This window comes from Amycolatopsis kentuckyensis (assembly GCF_002155975.1).
In the GTDB taxonomy this organism is placed as follows: Bacteria; Actinomycetota; Actinomycetes; order Mycobacteriales; family Pseudonocardiaceae; genus Amycolatopsis; species Amycolatopsis kentuckyensis.
The window spans coordinates 1-17977 of sequence record NZ_MUMI01000268.1; the positions used below are offsets into that span (position 1 = coordinate 1).

General features: G+C 73.2%; 16 protein-coding genes. 8 read left to right on the plus strand and 8 right to left on the minus strand.

The features are described 5' to 3' along the window. Positions 1-2726 (minus strand): helix-turn-helix transcriptional regulator (locus tag CCN39_RS25300; RefSeq protein ID WP_086845977.1); only part of this gene is annotated, 2726 nt, incomplete at its 3' end. A 736-nt stretch (positions 2727-3462) separates the two neighbouring features. On the opposite strand from CCN39_RS25300, the gene CCN39_RS25305 reads away from it, so the two are divergent. Continuing rightward, complete coding sequence (locus CCN39_RS25305; RefSeq protein WP_086845979.1) at positions 3463-4464, plus strand: ABC transporter substrate-binding protein; 1002 nt, start codon at positions 3463-3465, stop codon at positions 4462-4464. Positions 4465-4479: 15 nt separating this feature from the next. Here the strand turns inward: CCN39_RS25305 and CCN39_RS25310 are convergent, their stop codons facing one another. After that, positions 4480-5169 (minus strand): TIGR03943 family putative permease subunit, encoded by a 690-nt coding sequence (locus CCN39_RS25310; protein ID WP_086845981.1) that lies wholly within the window; start codon positions 5167-5169, stop codon positions 4480-4482. After that, on the minus strand, positions 5166-6167 hold the full coding sequence (locus tag CCN39_RS25315; protein ID WP_086846030.1) for a permease: 1002 nt from the start codon (positions 6165-6167) through the stop codon (positions 5166-5168). Before CCN39_RS25315 ends, CCN39_RS25310 begins: the two co-directional genes overlap by 4 nt. A gap of 327 nt (positions 6168-6494) precedes the next feature. Between CCN39_RS25315 and CCN39_RS25320 the strand changes: the two genes are divergently transcribed. Further along, positions 6495-8402: a putative Ig domain-containing protein gene (locus CCN39_RS25320; protein WP_086845983.1), complete on the plus strand. Its 1908-nt coding sequence runs from the start codon at positions 6495-6497 to the stop codon at positions 8400-8402. 42 nt (positions 8403-8444) lie between these two features. Here CCN39_RS25320 and CCN39_RS25325 read toward each other — a convergent pair whose 3' ends face one another. Genes CCN39_RS25325 through CCN39_RS25335 form a run of 3 tightly spaced genes read right to left on the minus strand, consistent with a single transcriptional unit; the run spans position 8445 to position 9896 of the window. Further along, positions 8445-9242 (minus strand): SDR family NAD(P)-dependent oxidoreductase, encoded by a 798-nt coding sequence (locus tag CCN39_RS25325; RefSeq protein ID WP_086845985.1) that lies wholly within the window; start codon positions 9240-9242, stop codon positions 8445-8447. Position 9243: 1 nt separating this feature from the next. Beyond that, the gene (locus CCN39_RS25330; RefSeq protein WP_086845987.1) at positions 9244-9570 is read right to left on the minus strand and encodes a DMT family transporter; all 327 of its coding nucleotides are present in this window, start codon (positions 9568-9570) and stop codon (positions 9244-9246) included. Then, positions 9567-9896: a DMT family transporter gene (locus CCN39_RS25335; RefSeq protein WP_086845989.1), complete on the minus strand. Its 330-nt coding sequence runs from the start codon at positions 9894-9896 to the stop codon at positions 9567-9569. The genes CCN39_RS25330 and CCN39_RS25335 overlap by 4 nt, the downstream gene beginning before the upstream one ends. Before the next feature lie 132 nt (positions 9897-10028). Here CCN39_RS25335 and CCN39_RS25340 point away from each other — a divergent pair, with 132 nt between their 5' ends. From CCN39_RS25340 to CCN39_RS25355, 4 genes are read left to right on the plus strand one after another with little or no spacing between them, the layout of a single operon-like run. Further along, positions 10029-10703 (plus strand): class II aldolase/adducin family protein, encoded by a 675-nt coding sequence (locus CCN39_RS25340; protein ID WP_086845990.1) that lies wholly within the window; start codon positions 10029-10031, stop codon positions 10701-10703. Then, complete coding sequence (locus CCN39_RS25345) at positions 10700-11653, plus strand: carbohydrate kinase family protein (protein WP_086845991.1); 954 nt, start codon at positions 10700-10702, stop codon at positions 11651-11653. Before CCN39_RS25340 ends, CCN39_RS25345 begins: the two co-directional genes overlap by 4 nt. Next, positions 11640-13004 carry a flavin monoamine oxidase family protein gene (locus CCN39_RS25350; RefSeq protein ID WP_086845993.1) on the plus strand — a complete coding sequence of 455 codons (1365 nt, stop codon included), beginning with the start codon at positions 11640-11642 and terminating at the stop codon, positions 13002-13004. Before CCN39_RS25345 ends, CCN39_RS25350 begins: the two co-directional genes overlap by 14 nt. 8 nt (positions 13005-13012) lie before the next feature. Next, positions 13013-13495, plus strand: coding sequence for an SRPBCC family protein (locus tag CCN39_RS25355; protein ID WP_244210998.1), 483 nt, complete (start codon positions 13013-13015; stop codon positions 13493-13495). 48 nt (positions 13496-13543) lie between these two features. On the opposite strand, the gene CCN39_RS25360 is transcribed toward CCN39_RS25355, so the two are convergent. Continuing rightward, complete coding sequence (locus CCN39_RS25360; RefSeq protein WP_086845995.1) at positions 13544-14518, minus strand: Acg family FMN-binding oxidoreductase; 975 nt, start codon at positions 14516-14518, stop codon at positions 13544-13546. A 219-nt stretch (positions 14519-14737) separates the two neighbouring features. Here CCN39_RS25360 and CCN39_RS25365 point away from each other — a divergent pair, with 219 nt between their 5' ends. Both CCN39_RS25365 and CCN39_RS25370 read left to right on the plus strand, forming a co-directional pair. Continuing rightward, the gene (locus CCN39_RS25365) at positions 14738-15190 is read left to right on the plus strand and encodes a hypothetical protein (protein ID WP_086845996.1); all 453 of its coding nucleotides are present in this window, start codon (positions 14738-14740) and stop codon (positions 15188-15190) included. Positions 15191-15393: 203 nt separating this feature from the next. After that, the gene (locus tag CCN39_RS25370; protein ID WP_086845998.1) at positions 15394-17037 is read left to right on the plus strand and encodes a beta-1,3-glucanase family protein; all 1644 of its coding nucleotides are present in this window, start codon (positions 15394-15396) and stop codon (positions 17035-17037) included. Here the strand turns inward: CCN39_RS25370 and CCN39_RS25375 are convergent. After that, positions 17034-17972, minus strand: a complete 939-nt coding sequence (locus tag CCN39_RS25375) for an NADP-dependent oxidoreductase (RefSeq protein ID WP_086846000.1) — start codon at positions 17970-17972, stop codon at positions 17034-17036. The genes CCN39_RS25370 and CCN39_RS25375 overlap by 4 nt on opposite strands. Between the last annotated feature and the right edge of the window lie 5 nt (positions 17973-17977).

The window sequence follows — 17977 nt, forward strand, 5'->3', positions numbered from 1 at the left end:
AGGTAGAGCCGGGCCGCGATCTGCGGGTTCGACAGGCCTTCCACCACCAGCGCGGCGATCCGGCCCTCGGTCGGCGTCAGGCTGTCCCAGCCGTGCGTGGCCGTGCGGTGCTTGACCTTCGGCCCGCGGCGGATGCCCAGCGTCCGGAACAGGGCGCGCAGCCTCGCCACGTCCCAATGGGCGTCCAGCTCCGTGTAGAGGTCGATGGCGTGGGTGAAGGCGGCCCGCGCCGAACCGCGGTCTTCGCCCCGGGCGTCGGCGTCGGCGAAGGCGATGGCGGCCGCCTCCAGGGCCTTGGCCTGGGACAGCGGGCGGCCCGCGTCGGCGTAGCCGTCCGCGGCTCTCAGCAGCATCGTCCCGTCCCGCTCGAGCAGGCCGCGGCAGTACAGGGCCAGTGCGCGGCGGTGCGGAACCGCCGACTCGGCGGCGATCCCCCGTGCCCGGGCCTCGATCTCCTGCGCGGTCCGCACGTCGCCGATCGTCATCGCCAGGCGGGCGGCGTCGCCCAGGCGCTCCTCCCCCGCGTCCTCGCCGGCCGGTACGGCCGTCAGCACAGCGAGCGCACGCTCCGGGGCACCGGCGTGTTCGAAGGCGAGACTGCGGGCCCTGACCAGGGATTCCACCACTTCGTCGCCGGCGCGTTCCGAATGCAGGGCCGCGACGTCGAGGTGGCGGCGGGCCGCGGCCGCCTCGTCGCGGTGCAGGTGGATGATCGCGGCGACCCCGTGGTCGCAGCACACCACACCGGGGTCCTTGCGGTCGTCCGGGACGACGTCCACCTCGGCCAGCGCGTCGTCCCACCGGCCGGCGCCCAGCATGAGCTGCCCGATCGCGCTCTGGACCTGGGTCAGCCGCGCCACGCTGCCGGTGCGGTCGGCGAGCTCGCGCGCCTGCCCGGCGGCGGTGAGCGCGTCGGCGTAGCGGTCGAGCGCGCCGAAGGTGACCGACTGGTTGATGCGCAGCAGCAGGGTGAGCTCGATCAGCGTCGGATCGCCTCGCACGACGGCGATCGCGCGCTCGAACAGCGGCAGCGCGGCGGCCCACTCGCCCCGCGTCATCGCGCACTGGCTCAGCACGTGCAGCGCCCACCCCGTCGCCCAGCGGTCTTCGGCCGGGCCGAGCTGCGCCAGTGCCGCCGAAGCGGCCCGGCCGGCGGCGTCGATTTCGCCGAGGACGCGCCGGATCCGCGCGATGAGCACCAGCAACCGGGCCCGGTGGCGGGCCTCCAGCCCCGGCTGGTTCAGCGCCTCGTTGAGCGCGGGGAGCGACTCGGCGGCGCGGCCGTCCGACCCGCGGCTCTGGACGATCGTCGTGTGCAGGTCGACGCGCACGTCGGGGTCGCGGACGCGATCCAAGGCCCGGCAAGCGATCCGCTCCGCCTGGCCCACGTTGCCGACCCGGTAGTAGGCGTCGGCCAGCCGGCAGGCCAGCGCGCCGGTCACCGCGTCGTCGAGGGGTGCGTCCCGCACCGCCCGTCTCAGCAGCGCGACGGCGACCACCGGCGCCTGGCCGATCAACGGCATGGCCACCTTCAGCAGCCACCGGACGGCCCAGTCCGGGACCGGCACCCGAGTGTCCGTTGTGGACACCATGGGCAGCAGCTGCCGGGCCACCCGTTCGACCGGGGCGCTCGCCTCGGCCAGCGCCCACGCGGCGGACTGGTGCCAGGCGACCCGGACCGCCGTCGGCATCTCGTCGTAGAGGGCCGTGCGGATCAGCGGGTGCCGGAACTCCAGGTCGTCGCCCGCCGCCACCAGCACCCCGGCGGCGCGGGCCTCGTCGAGGGCGGGCAGCAGCTCGGCGAGCGAGGAGTTCGTGACGGTCATCAGGTCCGCGACCGAGAACCCGACACCGAGCAGCGCCGCCGTCCGCAGCACTTCCCGCGCCGGTTCGGTGAGGAAGCCCAGCCGGTCCGCGATCGCCTCCGGCAGCGAGTCCGGCGTGGCCGCGCCGGTCAGCTCCGCGATGCCCGCCGGGTTGACTTCCAGGCAGGAACTCCTGGTCAGCGCGTCGACGAGTTCGGTGAGGTACAACGGATTCCCGGCCGCACCGGCGGCCAGCTCCTCCAGCCGGGCACCGGGTTTGCCGCCGGCCAGCGCGGCCACCAGCTCGAGCACCGCCGGCTCGGCGAGCCGGCCCAGCCTCAGCCGCTCGTCCTGCCGGACGATCCGGAAGAGCGAGCGCAGGTCGTCGCGGCGCGGCACCGGCCGCAGCACGCCGATGAGCAGCAACGGGAGCTGCCGGACCGAGCGGGCGAGCCGGCTCCACACCGCCACCGTCGTGCTGTCGGCCCACTGCAGCTCGTCGACGACCAGCACCGCCGGGCCGTCCTGGCAGAGCTGGTCCACCAGCGCGATCAGCTGCTCGGCGGCCGCGGCGGCGAGGTCGGCGCCCTTGCCCGCGACGGCGCCGCCGCCCAGCAGCTCGTAAACGGCGTCACGACGGGGATCCCGGGTGGCCGGGGTGATCTCGAGGGCGTCCAGGAGCGGCAGCAGCGGCAGTGCCTGCCCGAGCTCGTCGCCGGCGCCCCAGTACACCTGGCAGCCCGCGTCCGTGGCGGCCACGCAGGCGGACCGGACCAGCGCGGACTTGCCGATCCCGGGCTCGCCGTCCACCAGCACGGCGCGGCCGCGACCCGCGGCGACGTCCCGGATCCACGCGGCCAGCCGGGACAGCTCGCTGTCCCGGCCGACCAGTAGCTCCGTACCGTCCGTAAGCGGTCGCACACCGGGGATTTTAGAAGTAAAACCTGTTCCCCAACAAGAGGTCCACTTGGCCAGCGTGGAACGCCGGCCGGTCTTCCCCTGTTCCCGGCGGCGAAACCCGCCATTCGGCAAAAGCGCCGATTCGTGATCCGGACGTGATTCACCCGAGGTCCATTCGTGGCTCTCGGCCGCCCGCCCGCGCGGCACCCGCGGCGCGGCCGGCCCGGACAAGCCGAGGCGTCCCCACCCCGGATGGTCGGAAAACGGTGCGGCGCAGGGCTTCTGGCATCGCATCGACGGCCGCGAGCGCCTCCGACGCCGACCACGCTGCGTCACCACCCCCCGCGCCGTCGATGATTTCGACAGCCCCGGAAAATTGCCTGCTTCAGCAGACAATCGCGCGAATACCGGCCGGCGAGTGCGATTTCGAGACGGCGGCCACGCCGGGTTCACCGGCGTGGGATATGGCGGCCGATCCGTTGTTTTCCGCTTTGCCGGGTGCCCTCCGGCCACGTTTTTCGCACCCACCGCGCACCTGCGTCGATCCTCACGCCGAACGGCTCCGCGATCGACGACAGCGCAAGATCGTCGATCTAGTATTCGTGCCGCCATTCTGGTGAATTCCCGGTTCCGGCGCCATCACGCATTGTCAAGGGCTGCCGGGGTCCCTACAGTGGCCCGCCTGACGCCGGGGAGTGAATCACGGACCTTCCTTGGAGCCGGTACATCAACTGTCATCTCCTTCGAGGAGCAGACCTTGTTCGGAATAGTCAGGAGCAATGCCCGTGTTCGTGCCGCGCTCACTCTTGCGGTCGTCACGGTCGTAACCGGTTGCGGCGCGCTCGGCGCGACCGGTTCGAGCGCGTCGTCGAGCGGCGGCGGGCCGGAGAAGTCGGCGCTGAAGGTCTCGATCCTGCCCACCACGGATCTCGCCCCGTTCTGGCTGGCCCAGGACGAAGGCTACTTCCAGGCCGAGGGACTCACGGTCGAGTCCGTCATCGCGGCCAGCGGCCAGGCCTCGTTGACGAAGTCGATCTCGGGCGACGTCGACATCGCGTTCTCGACCTATCCGCCGTTCTTCACCGCACGCAGCACCGGCGCCGCCGACATGCAGCTGGTCGCCGACGCGACGTCGGTCAACGCGAAGTCCAACGCGATCGTCACGGTGCCGAATTCGCCGGTGAAAACAATCACCGACCTGGCCACCGCGAAGATCGCCATCACGGCCAAGAACACCGCTTCGGATCTTCTCACCCGTTCGATCATGCAGGACCACAACGTCGATTTCAGCAAGGTGAAATGGGTGCTGATCCCGCTGCCCAACATCGCCGCGGCGCTGCAGCAGGGCCAGGCCGACGCCGCGTACCTGCCGGAGCCGTACATCACGCAGGCCGCCAAGACGGCCGGCGCGATCCCGGTGATCGACATCAACAGCGGCGCGACCCAGGACTTCCCGCTGACCGGCTACGGCGCGACGCGGAAGTGGGTCAAGGAGAACCCGAAGACCCTGGCCGCGTTCCAGCGGGCCATGCAGAAGGCCACCCACGACGCCCTGTTCGACCGCGCCAAGGTCGAGCCGCTGCTGGTGCGGTTCGCCAAGATCGACGAGGACACCGCCAAGCTGCTCACCCTGCCGGGCTACGGCGCGGTCCTGGACTCCCGCCGCCTGCAACGGGTTCCGGACCTGTTGCTGCAGCTCGGCGCGATCCCGTCGCCGATCGACGTGAACTCGATGATCGGCCCGCAGGCGGGCAGATGACCGAGGGTGCCCGCGCTAGCCGAGGCTTTCGTAGGGATCGGCCGGCGGCGCGACCGGCCGGGCCCGGCCGACGTCGACGAACGGGATCGTGCCGCCGTTGACCGGGTCCGTGGCCTGCCGGTCGGTGTACCCGCCGGTGACCTCCAGCCACGAATCCGGTTGCAGCACCGGCGGAACCCGGCCGGTCAGGCCGACCTTGACCGGCTGGGCGTCGGCCGCGCAGCAGTTCAGGAGCATGCGGACCAGGTACGGCGTGCCGCTGCGGTCGAAGGCGACGAACCCGGTGATCGTGACGGTCCGGCCGGCCAGCGACCGGCCGTGGTCGTAGACCGCGCGGTCGGCGTAGTCGATCACGCTCAGGCGGACGGGGTTGCCGTCCGGGAGCGGGGTGACGATCCGCGGCGCCGTCACCGCCGTGCCGGCCCGCATCGCGCTGTAGGAACCCAAAGCCGGTGGCGCGGCCAGGATCAGCGCGAACACCGGCAGCACCAGCAGCCACGAAACCCGGGGCGCCGGCTGCCCGCCCGGGCGCCGCCGGGCGTACCAGACGGTCGCGACGGCCGCGACCACCAGCACCCCGCCCGCGGCCAGCACCAGCGGTTGCAGGCCGGCCTTGACGTACCGCAGGTACAGCCCGGTGACACCGGCGTGGAGCAGCACGCCGCCGACCAGGAACAGGAGGATCGCCTGCACCGTCCGGTTCACAGCAGCACCGCCCCGGTCAGGACCGCGGCGGCCACGGCCACGGCGAAGGTCACCGGCGCGAACCGCAGCGCGAACGCGCGGCCGAACGTGGCGGCCTGCATGCCGAACAGCTTGAGGTCGATCATCGGGCCGACGACCAGGAACGCCAGCTGCGCCGTCGGCGAGAACTGCGTCAGCGACGAAGCGACGAACGCGTCGGCTTCCGAGCAGATCGACAGCAGCACCGCGAGGACCGACAGGGCCAGGACCGCCACGACCGGGTGGCCGGCCGCGGCGTGCAGCCAGGTCGCGGGCACCACGGCCTTGAGGGTCGCGGCGGCCATCGCGCCGCCGACGAGGAACCCGCCCGCGTGCATGACGTCGTGCCGCACCGAGCCCCAGAACGCCTCTCCCCTGGTCCCGGCCGCCCCGTGGTCGTGCGCGCGGGGCCGCAGCCAGTCCGGACGGCCGAGCCGCTGCCACAGCCAGCCCATCGCGCACGACACCGCGAGGCTCGCGGCGAACCGGGCGACGACCATCCGCGGCTGGCCGGGGAACGCGACCGCCGTCGCCGTCAGCACCACCGGGTTGATCGCCGGTGCCGACAACAGGAACGCGACCGCGGCCGCGGGGTTCACACCGCCGCGCACCAGCGCGCCGGCCACCGGCACCGACGCGCATTCGCAGCCGGGCAGGACCGCGCCGGCCAGCCCGGCGGCCGGCACCGCCAGCGACGGCCGTTTCGGCAGCACGCGCGTGAAGAACGACGGCGGCACGAAGACCGCGAGCCCGGCGGAGAGCAGGACGCCGAGGACGAGGAACGGCAGCGCCTGGACGACCACCGCCACGAACACCGTCATCCAGCTCTGCATGACCGGAGTGGACAACAGGCGCCGAACCGGGCCCTGCGCCAGGAATCCGGTCAACAGGACCAAGGTGAGGACGAGGACCGGATCGACGTTCCAGCCCGGCCGGTCGTCCCGATCCCGGCGGCGCCGGCGTTCTTCGATGGCAGTCAACGGCGATCTCCCGTACTTCCGCTCCACACCCGTTCGTCTACACGGGCCGCGGGCCCGTCCGGTTCACCCGCGGCCGGCCCGACGAAAGTCGGGGGCGGTTCACGACGAAAGTCGGACGGGCCTGCCTGCCGATTCGTCCCGATCCGCCGTGATCGGGACGTCCTGGCCGGTTGGTCCGCGGGCCATTCGGCGCAATCATCGCCGGGGCGCCCGGCACCAATCACTTCGCCCCCTCCGGAACCGGGCCACCGGCGGCCGGCGGACTGTATAAACAGGACACCCATGGGGCCCCACCACTTCGCAGCAGCTTCTCCCCAGGAGTGATCCATGCGCCGAAGAGTCCTCGCCGTGGCCGGTTTCGCGGCCTTGACCTTGACCGTCCCCGCCACCGCTGTTCCCGCCGCCGCGGCCGCGGTCCACCCGACCGCGCGCGTCTGTGCCCAGGCCGTGAAACCCGGCATGGCAACGTGTTTCGCCGAACGCCAGACCGACACCATGCGCGCCGCCCTCGCCCCGGACGCGCTGCCGAGCGGATTCGGCCCGTCCGGGCTGCGTTCCGCGTACAACCTCACCGCGAGCGGCAGCGCGTCGGCGACGGTGGCCATTGTGGACGCCCACGACGATCCCAACGCCGAGTCCGACCTCGCCACCTACCGCTCGACCTACGGCCTGCCCGCCTGCACCACGGCGAACGGCTGCTTCAAGAAGGTCAACGAAACCGGGCAGGCCAGTCCCCTCCCGGCCGCGGACAGCGGCTGGGCCGGCGAGATCTCCCTCGACGTCGACATGGTGTCGGCGATCTGCCCCAACTGCCACATCCTGCTGGTCGAGGCGAACCAGGCGAGCATGGCCGACCTCGGCACCGCGGTGAACACCGCCGTTTCGCTGGGCGCCAAGTACGTCTCCAACAGCTACGGCGGCGGTGAGGACGGCAGCGAACCGGGTTACGACTCCAGCTACTTCCGCCACCCCGGCGTCGCGATCACCGCGAGCACCGGCGACAACGGCTACGGGATCAGCTACCCGGCGTCGTCGCAGTACGTCACGGCGGTCGGCGGCACGTCGCTCACGCAGGGCGGCGGCACCCGCGGCTGGACCGAAACCGCCTGGAGCGGCGCGGGCAGCGGCTGTTCGGCCAGTGTCGCCAAGCCGTCGTTCCAGAACGTGACGACGGGCTGCGCCAAGCGCGCCAACGCGGACGTCTCGGCGGTCGCCGACCCGCAGACCGGTGTCGCGGTCTACCAGACCTACGGCGGCAGCGGCTGGGCCGTGTACGGCGGGACCAGCGCGTCGTCGCCGATCATCGCCTCGGTCTACGCGCTCGCCGGTTCGCCCGGCGCGTCCGACACGCCCGCGGCCTACCCGTACGCCCACGCCGGGAACCTCAACGACGTCACCTCCGGCAGCAACGGCAGCTGCTCGACGGCGGTGCAGTGCAAGGCGGGCGCGGGCTGGGACGGCCCGACCGGGCTCGGCACCCCGAACGGCACCGCGGCGTTCACCGCCGGCACGACGTCGAGCGGTGTGACGGTGGCGAACCCGGGCGGCCAGAGCGGCGCACCGGGGACCGCGGTGAGCCTCCAGCTGTCCGCGTCCGGCGGCAGCGGCGGTTACACGTGGACGGCCACCGGCCTGCCCGGCGGACTGTCGATCAGCACGTCCGGCCTGATCTCCGGGACGCCGGCCACAGCGGGAACGTACTCGGTGACCGCAACCGCCAAGGATTCCTCGGGCGCCACCGGCAGCACGACGTTCTCGTGGACCGTCACGTCCACGAGTGGCTGCGCGGGCCAGAAGCTGGCCAACCCCGGCTTCGAAAGCGGCGCCGCGGCATGGACCGCGTCCAGCGGCGTGATCACCACGGCGACCGGCAGCGAAACCCCGCGTTCCGGGACGTACCTCGCCTACCTCGACGGCTACGGCAGCGCGCACACGGACACGCTGTCGCAGCCGGTGACGATCCCGGCGGGCTGCCACGCGTCGCTCAGCTACTTCCTGCACGTCGACACGGCCGAGACCACGACGTCGACGCAGTACGACAAGCTGACGGTCAAGGCGGGCTCGACGACGCTGGCGACGTATTCCAACCTGGACAAGGGAACCGGCTACCAGCAGCGGACGGTCGACGTCTCGGCGTTCGCCGGGCAGACCGTGACGCTGACGTTCACCGGGGTGGAGGACTCGTCGTTGCAGACGTCCTTCTGCCTGGACGACACCGCGCTGACGGTGAGCTGATCGAGGCGGGCCCGGGAAGCCACTCTTCCCGGGCCCGCTCGCTCAGGCGGGGCGAACCCCGCCTCCGCGATCTCGATCGCGAGCCAGTTTCCGCAGCAGCGGCCCGGAAACCGGGACCGGCAGCGCCCGCAGCAGGCGGACCAGCGCGGACGTCGTCCACGGGAACGACGCGTCCGCCGGTTCCCGCCGCAGCGCCCGGACCACGTGCCGGGCCGCCTGTTTTTCGCTGATCTGAAACGGTTTCGGCAGCCCGTCCGCGCTGACGCGGGCGGTCGCCACGAAACCGGGGTACAGCGACGTGAACCGGATTCCCTCCGGGGCGAGCTCGACCCGGGCCGCGTCGATCAGGATGCGGACCGCGGCCTTCGCGGCCGAATACGGGCCCTGGCGCGGGAGGCCCAGCAGCCCCGCGAGCGAATTCGTCTGGGCGATCAGCCCGCCGCCCTGCCGGCGCAGCTGCGCGATCAGCGGGACCAGGTAGTTCACCGTGACGTCGTAGTTCAGCGCCATCATCCGGGCGATGTCGCCGACCCCGGCCTCGGCCATCGCCATGTCCGGGCCCTGGCCCACGTTCAGCAGTGCGACGTCCACCGCACCGAACTCGGCCACCGTCCGCGCCACCACCGCGGCCGCCGCGTCGGGATCGAGCGCGTCCGCCACGAGGTCGAGGCACGCACTGCCCGCCGCGCGGACGTCGGCCGCCACGGCCGCGAGCTCCGGCGCCCGGCGGGCGACCACGACCAGCCGGTTGCCGTGGCCGGCGACGTCGCGGGCCACCTGGGCGCCGATCCCGGAGGACGCCCCGACGATCAGGATCGTCCGGTTCACCAGTGTGGCCATCTCAGTGCGCCGCCGCGCCGAGTTCGATGAGCAGCACGCCCGCGGCGATCAGCCCGACGCCGGCCGCCATCCGCCTGGTGAGCGCGTCCTTGAAGAACACCCGCGCCCCGATCGCCGTCAACGCGACCCCGCACGCCGCCCAGACGCCGTAGGCGATCCCGACCGGCATGCCGTGGGCGAGCGCGACGGTCAGCAACCCGAAGGCGCCGAGGTAGCCGGCCGCGACGGGCGCGATCCAGCGCTTCTTCTTCAAGCCTTCCGACGCCCGCAGCGACAGCGTCGCCGCCACCTCGGCCAGGATCGCCCCGGCCAGCAACAGCCACGTCATGAGCGCTCGGCGGAATGGCCGGTCTCCACCAGCACGACGCCCGCGATGACCGCCGCGATCCCGATCCCGATCAGCGGCGTGAACGGCTCGGCGAACAGCACGGTGCCCAGGACCGCGGTCAGTGCGACCCCGGCGGCCGCCCAGGTGCCGTAGACGACCCCGATCGGAGCACCCAGCCGCAGCAGCGCGGACAGCGCCACGAACGCACCGGCGTACCCCGCGACGGTCAGCACCGCCCACCAGGGAGCGTCGATCGCCGCCCGCAGGGCCAGGGTCGCCGCCACCTCCAGCACGATCGCGGCGACCAGGATCGCCCATTTCTTCATCGTGGCTCCTCGCCGTCCGGGGCCGCGCCGTCGGGGCCGCATCGATCCTTCGCCGGCGAGCCTACGCATCGCCTTGTCGACCTCAACGAACCTGAACGTGACTTTGTTTCATGTTTAGCCTACGCTGAGCCGATGACTCAGGGCACAGCGCTTCTGCAGGCCGAGCGGCAGGCCGTTGTCGCGGCTTGCCACGAGCTCGCCGGCGCCGGGCTGCTGATCGGCACCGCCGGCAACGTCAGCGTGCGCGCGGGTGACCACGTCGCGGTGACCGCGACCGGCGTGGTGCTCGCGCGGGCCACGCCGGAGCAGGTCACCGTCGTCGACCTCGACGGAGCCGTGGTCGCCGGGGACCTCGCGCCGACCTCGGAACTGGAGCTGCACCTCGGGATCTACCGGCGCTCCGGTGCCGGCGCGGTCGTGCACACCCACTCGCCGCAGGCCACCGCGGTGTCCCTGGTGCTCGACGAACTCCCCTGCGTGCACTACCAGCAGCTCCTGCTCGGCGGGGCCGTCCGGGTCGCGCCGTTCGCCGTCTTCGGCAGCGACGAGCTGGCCGAGTACGTGTGGGCCGCGCTGGACGGCAAGACGGCCGCGCTGATGGCCAACCACGGTGCCGTGGTGCACGGCCCGACGCTGCCGGCCGCGGTGGACAACGCGCTGCTGCTCGAGTGGGCCTGCGAGCTCTACCGGAACGCCGCCTCGCTCGGCACCCCCCGGACCCTGGACGCCGCCCAGCAGACCGCGGTGATCGAAGCCGCGTTGCGACGCGGTTACGGCAGCACCCGACGGATCGAGGAGGATCTGTGACGCAAACGGTGATCACGCTCGGCGCGCACGTGTTCGACGTGCAGGTCCGGCCCGTGGAAGCGATCCCGGACGGGCAGGGCGCGGCCCTGGTCGAGCAGATCCGCTTCGGCCCGGCCGGAACCGCTGCCGGTACCGCGCTGACGCTGGCCAAGCTCGGCGCGGCCGTCCGCACGGCCGGCGCGATCGGCACCGACCCGATCGGCGACCTGCTGCTGGCCATGCTGGCCAAGTACGGCATCGACACCTCGCTGGTCGTCCGCCGCGAAGCCGTGCAGACCTCGGCGTCGGTGCTGCCGATCCGCCCCGACGGCAGCCGGCCCGCCTTCCACGTCCCCGGCGCGAACCTCACCTACGGCCCCGGCGACATCGCCGAAGCCGAAGTCGCGCGGGCGACCCACCTGCACCTCGGCGCGCCCGAGCTGATGGGCGGGGACAACGCGGCGAAGATCCTCGCCCCCGCCCGGGCGGCCGGCGTGGTGACCTCGGCCGACCTGCTCGCCCCGGGCGATCCCGGCATCCTGGCCTGGATCGCCCCCGCACTGTCCTTTCTGGACTACCTGCTGCCCAACGAGCAGCAGGTCCTCGGGCTCACCGGTGCCGAAACCCTCGAGGACGGCGCACGCGCGCTGATCGGCCAGGGCGTCGGCTGCGTCGCCGTCACCCGGGACGCCCGCGGGGCCCTGGTGATCACGGCCGACGAGGTGCTCGCGGTGCCCGCGTTCGCGGTCGACGTCGTCGACACCACCGGCTGCGGTGACGCCTTCTCCGCCGGTTTCCTCCGCGGCATCGGCCTCGGCCGGTCCCCGCGGGAGGCCGCGGTGCTCGGTTCCGCCGCCGCGGCCCTGGTCGCCCAGGGCCTGGGCAGCGACCACGGCGAGTTCGACCTGGCCGCCGCCGACGCCTTCGCCGCCACCGCGCCCACGCTGGAGGACGCCGATGCGCCGCACTGACGTCGTCGTGGTCGGCGCGGGCCTGGCCGGGCTCACCACCGCCCGCGAGCTGACCGCGGCCGGCCGGGACGTGGTCGTCCTGGAAGCCCGCGACCGGGTCGGCGGCCGCACCGTGAACCACGACCTCGGCGACGGCAAGGTGGTGGAGGCGGGCGGGCAGTTCGTCGGCCCCACCCAGGACCACATCCTCGCCCTGGCCAAGCAGGTCGGCGTCGAGACGTTCCCCGCCTACACCGAGGGAGCGTCGGTCTACGTCAACGGTGACCGGGCCCGCCGGTACCGCGGCGACATCCCGCCCGACCCGCTGGCCCTGCCCGACCTCGGCATCGCCATGCGGCGGATCAACCAGCTGGCCCGGAAGATCCCCCTCGACGCGCCGTGGCGCGCCCCCAAGGCGCGGGCGTGGGACAGCGTGACGTTCGAAAGCTGGATCCGGCACACCACGGCGGGCACCGGCGCCCTGGACCTGGTCAACGTGCTGCTCGGTTCGGCCTACGGCGGCAGCGCCGCCGACGCCTCGCTGCTCTACAGCCTCTGGTACATCGCCGGCTTCGGCAACGAAACCACGCCCGGGACGGTGGAACGCGGCATCGGCGTCACCGGCGGCGCGCAGGAATCCCGCTTCACCGGCGGCTCCCAGCTGATCTCGCAGCGCATCGGCGAGGAGCTCGACGGACGCGTGGTGCTCGGCTCCCCGGTGCGGGCGATCGAGCAGGACGACGCCGGGGTGACCGTGACGTCCGATGTGGACACCTGGCAGGCGCGGCACGTCGTCGTCGCCGTCCCGCCCGCGCTGGCCGCCCGGATCTCCTGGCGCCCGCTGCTGCCCCCGCAGCAGGACGCGCTGTTCTCCCGGATGGCTTTCGGTGCGCTGATGAAGTGCGAAGCCGTCTACCCCGAGCCGTTCTGGCGCGCCGACGGGCTCAACGGCCAGGCCGTGTTCCGGCACGGCTCCCCGATCTGCTCCATGTTCGACAACTCCCCGCCCGACGGCAAGCCGGGTGTCCTCATGGGATTCCTCGGCGGCCCGCAGTGGCACGCCTGGGCGGCCCGGCCGCCCCGCGAACGACGCGCCGCCGTCCTGCGCGCCTTCGCCGCCGCCGTCGGGAAAGCCGCGCTGAGCCCGGTGGAGTACTTCGAACAGGACTGGGTCGGCGAGGAGTGGACCCGCGGCGGACCGACGTCCGTGCCCGGGACCGGCGTGCTGACCGGGCTCGGCCCCTGGCGCGACCGGCCGTTCGGCCGGGTGCACTGGGCGGGCGCCGAGCACTCGGACCACTGGAACGGATACATGGACGGCGCGGTCCGCTCCGGCGAAACCGCCGCCCGCGCCGTCCTCGGCCACGAGTGAAGGGGACGATGGTGCGCGACTACACCGTTTCCGAGCAGGCGATCATCCCGCACCCGGTCCGGCGGGTGTGGGACGTGATCTCCGCGACCCACCGCTACGCCGAGTGGGTCCCGACCGTCCTGGAGGTGACCGACCACCACGGCACCGCGGAGATCGGCCGGACCTACCAGGAACGCAACAAGTCCCTCGGCCCGCTGACCACCCGGTCCACCTGGACGGTCCGCGAGATCGAGCCGCTGACCCGCCGCGTCGACACGGGCGTCGGCTTCGCCCCGCTGCAGGACCTGACCAACGTGTTCGAGTTCGAGCCGATCACCCGCGGCGACGGTTCGCAGAGCACGCTCATGACCTACGCCGTCCAGTACCGCCTCGGCCTCGGGCCGCTCGGCCCGCTGGTGCACCGCATCGTCGCGGCGGGGCTGCGCCACGACATGACGCGGGCGATGGACAACCTCGCCGACGTCATCCTCGCCGAAGGAGTCCACCCGTAGCTTCCCCGCTGCGGCCCGGGGTGGCGGCCCGGCCCTCGACGGGGGACATCAGCGGGCCGCGGTCCGGTGGGTCAGCACCTCGTCGACCGGGCGGCGGGCGGTGAGCCGGGCCGGGTAGCCGTAGCCGATGCGCAGCAGGGTGTGCGGCTGCCCGGCCGCGGCGAAGAGGCGGTCCAGTGAGTCCCGCGTGTACGGGGTTTCGAACGGCTGCGACAGGAACGACGTCGCCAGCCCGTCGGCGGTCGCGGCGAGCAGCACCCGCTGCATCGCCATCCCGGCCCGGACCTCGGCGTGCGGGCCGCGGTCCCGGGTCAGCACCACCCCGAGCAGCGGTTCCTGTTCGTACTCGCGGGAGGGCAACTCCTCGTTCTCGTGCGACGCGCGCAGCGACACGACGCCGGAGCCCTGCGGCGGCGGGCCGGACGCGGTCTTCGGGACGCCGTCGGGGCTGCCGGGCTCGCGGTGGGTCCAGAACGCGGCTTCCGCGCGGAAGGCACCGTCCGCGGCCTGGAGGGATTCCGCCTGCCGGACCAGCGAAGCGACCGGGGTGTACCGGCCCGAGGCGTCGAGGTACTCGAGCTGCCCGCCTTCCTGCAGCGCCGCCGACTTGAGCGCGGCCCGCACGGCCGGTGGCACCACGGTGTCCAGCAGCGGCCGCCGGTTCGTGTGCCGCCGGAACACGGCTTCGGCGAGCTTGCGCTCGGCCGCGGTGGCCTTCTGGTTGCCGTCGAGCCGGATCACCGCGACGAGGTCGGGCTCGGCCGGATCGGGCAGCAGCCGCACGACCGTGGCGAACCCGTTGGTGCGCAGGCAGATCTGCAGGTTGAAGGCGGCCGCGCCGCAGGCCAGCCGCGCCTCCCGGCCATGCGGGTCCGCGACGGCGAGCACCCGCTCGCGGTCGAGCCACACCTCGATCGCCTCGTGCCCGACGCCGAAGCGCCAGGGCTGGGTGTTGTGCGGCGACGGAGCGCGCACGGCCGAGGCGAGTGCCTGGTCGAACACGCTGGGCAGTGGTCGGCTCATCGTCGGCTCCGGTTTCCGGGGGAACGAACGCTGCCAGCATCACCGGTGGCCGGCGGCCGCCGCGACGGCCGCGCGTCACGACCGGTGGGGACCAAAGACCCTTCGCCGGCCGGCCGGACTGCCCGGACCGGGACGACTTCCGGCACCGATCCGGTTCGCGTGCAACCCGACGGCCGCGCGGTTCCGTCCACGGGTCGACGGACCGAAGGAGGCACCCCCATGCGAAGGCTGTCCGCTCTCTCCGGCGTACTCCTCGTCGCCCTGAGTGGCGTGGCCTGCGGCGCCAACGCCCGGCCCGGGTCGACGTCGGCGCTGTGCTCCGCCTCGTACGAACCCCGCGAACTCGTCGTCAGCGGGCCGCTGTACCAGCCGTTGCCCACCCCTTCCCGGCACACCCCCGCCGGGAGCCGCACCACCGACGCGGCCGCCATCCGGAAGATCGCCGCCACGGCGTGCGACCTGCCGGAACCGCCGGCGGACCTGGCCTGCACCGCCGACCTGGGGCCCAGCTTCGAACTCCGGTTCCTCGACACGCAGGGCCGGACGACGACCCTCACCGCCGCCGCGTACAGCTGCCAGTTCGTCGACGGGCTGGAGACCCGGCGCTACGGCGCGAAGCCGCTCTGGGCCGCCCTGGCCGCCGCCGGGCTGCCCGCGCCGCGGGACCGCTGAGCCCACCGTCCACATCGGACGAACACCGGACCACCGCGGACCGTGGTCCGGGCTACGAAAGGGCACCGTCGAGGGCCGTCCGTACCCGACCGGGGCCGCCGGATGTTGACCCCGCCGGAACGCGTACCTACCGTCCGGACACCGTTTCCGGTGGACGCGGGGCCGGCCGGCCGCGTGGACACCGCCCGTCCCAAGGAGGTGCCATGCTGTCGAGGCGTACCTTCGTCACCGCCGGCCTGGTCGCCGCCGCGGCGAGCACGCCGCTGTGGTCCGCCGTCACCACGCCGCGAGCGCACGCCGCCGCGGCCCTGCCGTTGACGTTGAAGAACAACTCGGGCGGTGGCACCGTCTACGCCTACATCAGCGGCGCGGACACCGCGGGCCGTCCGGGCTTCGTCACCGCCGACGGCCGGTTCCGGCCACTGGCCAACCCGTCGGCGCCGGTGACGCCGGTCCCGGACTACGCGATCCCGCTCGGCGGGCAGGGCGCCCAGGTCACCGTGACGCTGACCGACTACCTCATCGGCGGCCGCGTGTGGTTCTCGGTCGGCAAGAAGATCCAGTTCTTCGTCAACCCCGGCCCCGGCCTGGTGCAGCCCGGGTTCGCCGGCGCGGACCCGAACTGGCAGACCAACTGGACGTTCTGCGAGTTCACCTACAACAGCGCGAACCTGTACGCGAACATCAGCTACGTCGACATGGTGGCGCTGCCGGTGTCGATGGCCACCACCGGCGCGGCGGGCGCCCAGTCGGTCAGCCCGCTGCCGGACGGCGCCCTCGGCGGCATCGCGGACGGCCTGCGGGCGCAGCACAACGCCGACGGCGCGCCGTGGGACCGGCTGGTCGTCACCGACTCGGGCGGCCAGGTGGTGCGGGTGCTCGCCCCCGGCCACTCCCCCGTCGACTTCGGCGGCTACTGGTCCGGCTACCTCGACGCGGTCTGGGACCACTACCGCACGACCCCGCTGACGATCAACGGGCAGGGCGGCATCGGCTCCTACACCGGCACGGTCAGCGGGGACGCGATCGTGTTCGCCGGCCTGAACACCAACGGCGTGCCGTTCACCAAGCCGAGCGCGGCGGACATCTTCGGCTGCGCGAGCGGGCCGCTGTACAACTCCGGCAGCGACGCCCGCGGCGCGGTCGCCGCCCGGCTGGCCGCCGCGCTGAACCGCAGCAGCCTGCTGGTGGCCGGCGGGAACAACCAGCCCGACGGCGTCGCACCGGCGCAGTACTACCGCGACCCGACGACGAACCACTACGCCCGCCTGGTGCACCAGTACGCGTCGATCGGCTACGCCTTCCCGTACGACGACGTCGGCCCGACCGGCGCCCAGCCCGTCGACGGCCACCTCCAGGACCCGGCCCCGACGTCCTGGACGGTCGCGCTCGGCCCGGGCGCGGGCGGCGGCACCACTCCGCCCGGCTCGGGTGGCACGAGCGCGTACTCGACCATCCAGGCGGAGGCCTACAACGCCCAGAACGGCACCCAGAACGAGTCCTGCGCCGACACCGGCGGCGGCGTGGACGTCGGCTGGATCGCCGACGGCGACTGGCTGAAGTACGCCCGCGTCGACTTCGGCTCCGGCTCGCCGAACCAGTTCGTCGCCCGCCTCGCTTCCGGCGCGGCGGCGGGGGTCAGCGGCGCCATCCGGGCCCGCCTCGACAGCGTGACGGGCCCGGTGATCGCCGAAATCGACTTCGCGAACAACGGCGGCTGGCAGCAGTGGCAGACGGTGCCGGCCAACATCGTCACCCCGGCCACCGGCGTCCACGACCTCTACCTGACGTTCTCCGGCAGCTCGGCGGACTTCGTCAACGTCAACTGGTTCACCTTCACCCGCTAGGCGGTCTCCGGCACGACGACGACCTTGCCGTGCACCCCGCCCCCGGCGGCTCGCGCGTGCAGGGCCGGCAGGTCGGCCAGGGGCACCCGCTCGGCGACGTCGATGCGCAGCTCGCCGCGGTCGACCTGGGCCACCAGCTGCGCCAGCTGGCCGGCGTCGCTGCGGACGAACAGGTCGATGCCGCGGATGCCGCGCTCCTCGTCGGACGGGGCGGGCATCCAGACCGTCGTGTTGACCACCACCCCGCCCGGGCGGACCACCGTGACCAGCGCCGCGAGCTGTTCCGGCGCGACCGGGGCGAGGTTGAGCACGACGTCGACCGGCTCGGTCACCGCCGCGACCACGTCGGTGGTCGTGTGGTCGACGACCTCGTCGGCGGCCGAGACCGCGTCGCGGCTGCGCGGGCCGGCCGTGGCGATCACGTGGGCGCCGGCGTTCTTGGCCAGCTGCACGGCGTAGCCACCGACCGCGCCCCCGGCGCCGTTGACCAGCACGCGCTGCCCGGCCGTCAGCTTGCCGTGGTCGAACAGGGCCTGGTGCGCGGTGAGCCCCACCAGCGGCAGCGCGGCGGCGTCGGCCAGCGGGACGCTCTTGGGCGCCGGAGTCAGCACGTCGGCCGGCGCGAGCACGTACTCCGCGGCGGCGCCGGGGGCGTCCATCGGCAGGAAGCCGACGACCTCGGCGCCGGGCTCGAACCCGGCCACGCCCTCGCCCGGCGCGTCGACCGTGCCGGCGACGTCGATGCCGGGCGTGTGGGGCAGCACGACCGGGATCGGGCCCTGCATGAAGCCGCCGCGGATGTTGCCGTCGACCGGGTTGAACGACGTCGCCGCGACCCGGATCCGGACCTGCCCGGCCCCGGGGACGGGCAGGTCCACGTCCTCGAGGCGCAGGACACCGGGATCGCCGTACTCGTGGAACCGCACTGCCTTCATCGGGT

What these genes read in the sequence shown, in the direction of transcription:
- CCN39_RS25320 (WP_086845983.1), top strand. Translation starts at nt 6,495, where the DNA reads ATGCGCCGAAGAGTCCTCGCCGTGGCCGGTTTCGCGGCCTTGACCTTG.
- CCN39_RS25325 (WP_086845985.1), bottom strand. Translation starts at nt 9,242, where the DNA reads ATGGCCACACTGGTGAACCGGACGATCCTGATCGTCGGGGCGTCCTCC.
- CCN39_RS25330 (WP_086845987.1), bottom strand. Translation starts at nt 9,570, where the DNA reads ATGACGTGGCTGTTGCTGGCCGGGGCGATCCTGGCCGAGGTGGCGGCG.
- CCN39_RS25335 (WP_086845989.1), bottom strand. Translation starts at nt 9,896, where the DNA reads ATGAAGAAATGGGCGATCCTGGTCGCCGCGATCGTGCTGGAGGTGGCG.
- CCN39_RS25340 (WP_086845990.1), top strand. Translation starts at nt 10,029, where the DNA reads ATGACTCAGGGCACAGCGCTTCTGCAGGCCGAGCGGCAGGCCGTTGTC.
- CCN39_RS25350 (WP_086845993.1), top strand. Translation starts at nt 11,640, where the DNA reads ATGCGCCGCACTGACGTCGTCGTGGTCGGCGCGGGCCTGGCCGGGCTC.
- CCN39_RS25355 (WP_244210998.1), top strand. Translation starts at nt 13,013, where the DNA reads ATGGTGCGCGACTACACCGTTTCCGAGCAGGCGATCATCCCGCACCCG.
- CCN39_RS25360 (WP_086845995.1), bottom strand. Translation starts at nt 14,518, where the DNA reads ATGAGCCGACCACTGCCCAGCGTGTTCGACCAGGCACTCGCCTCGGCC.
- CCN39_RS25365 (WP_086845996.1), top strand. Translation starts at nt 14,738, where the DNA reads ATGCGAAGGCTGTCCGCTCTCTCCGGCGTACTCCTCGTCGCCCTGAGT.
- CCN39_RS25370 (WP_086845998.1), top strand. Translation starts at nt 15,394, where the DNA reads ATGCTGTCGAGGCGTACCTTCGTCACCGCCGGCCTGGTCGCCGCCGCG.
- CCN39_RS25375 (WP_086846000.1), bottom strand. Translation starts at nt 17,972, where the DNA reads ATGAAGGCAGTGCGGTTCCACGAGTACGGCGATCCCGGTGTCCTGCGC.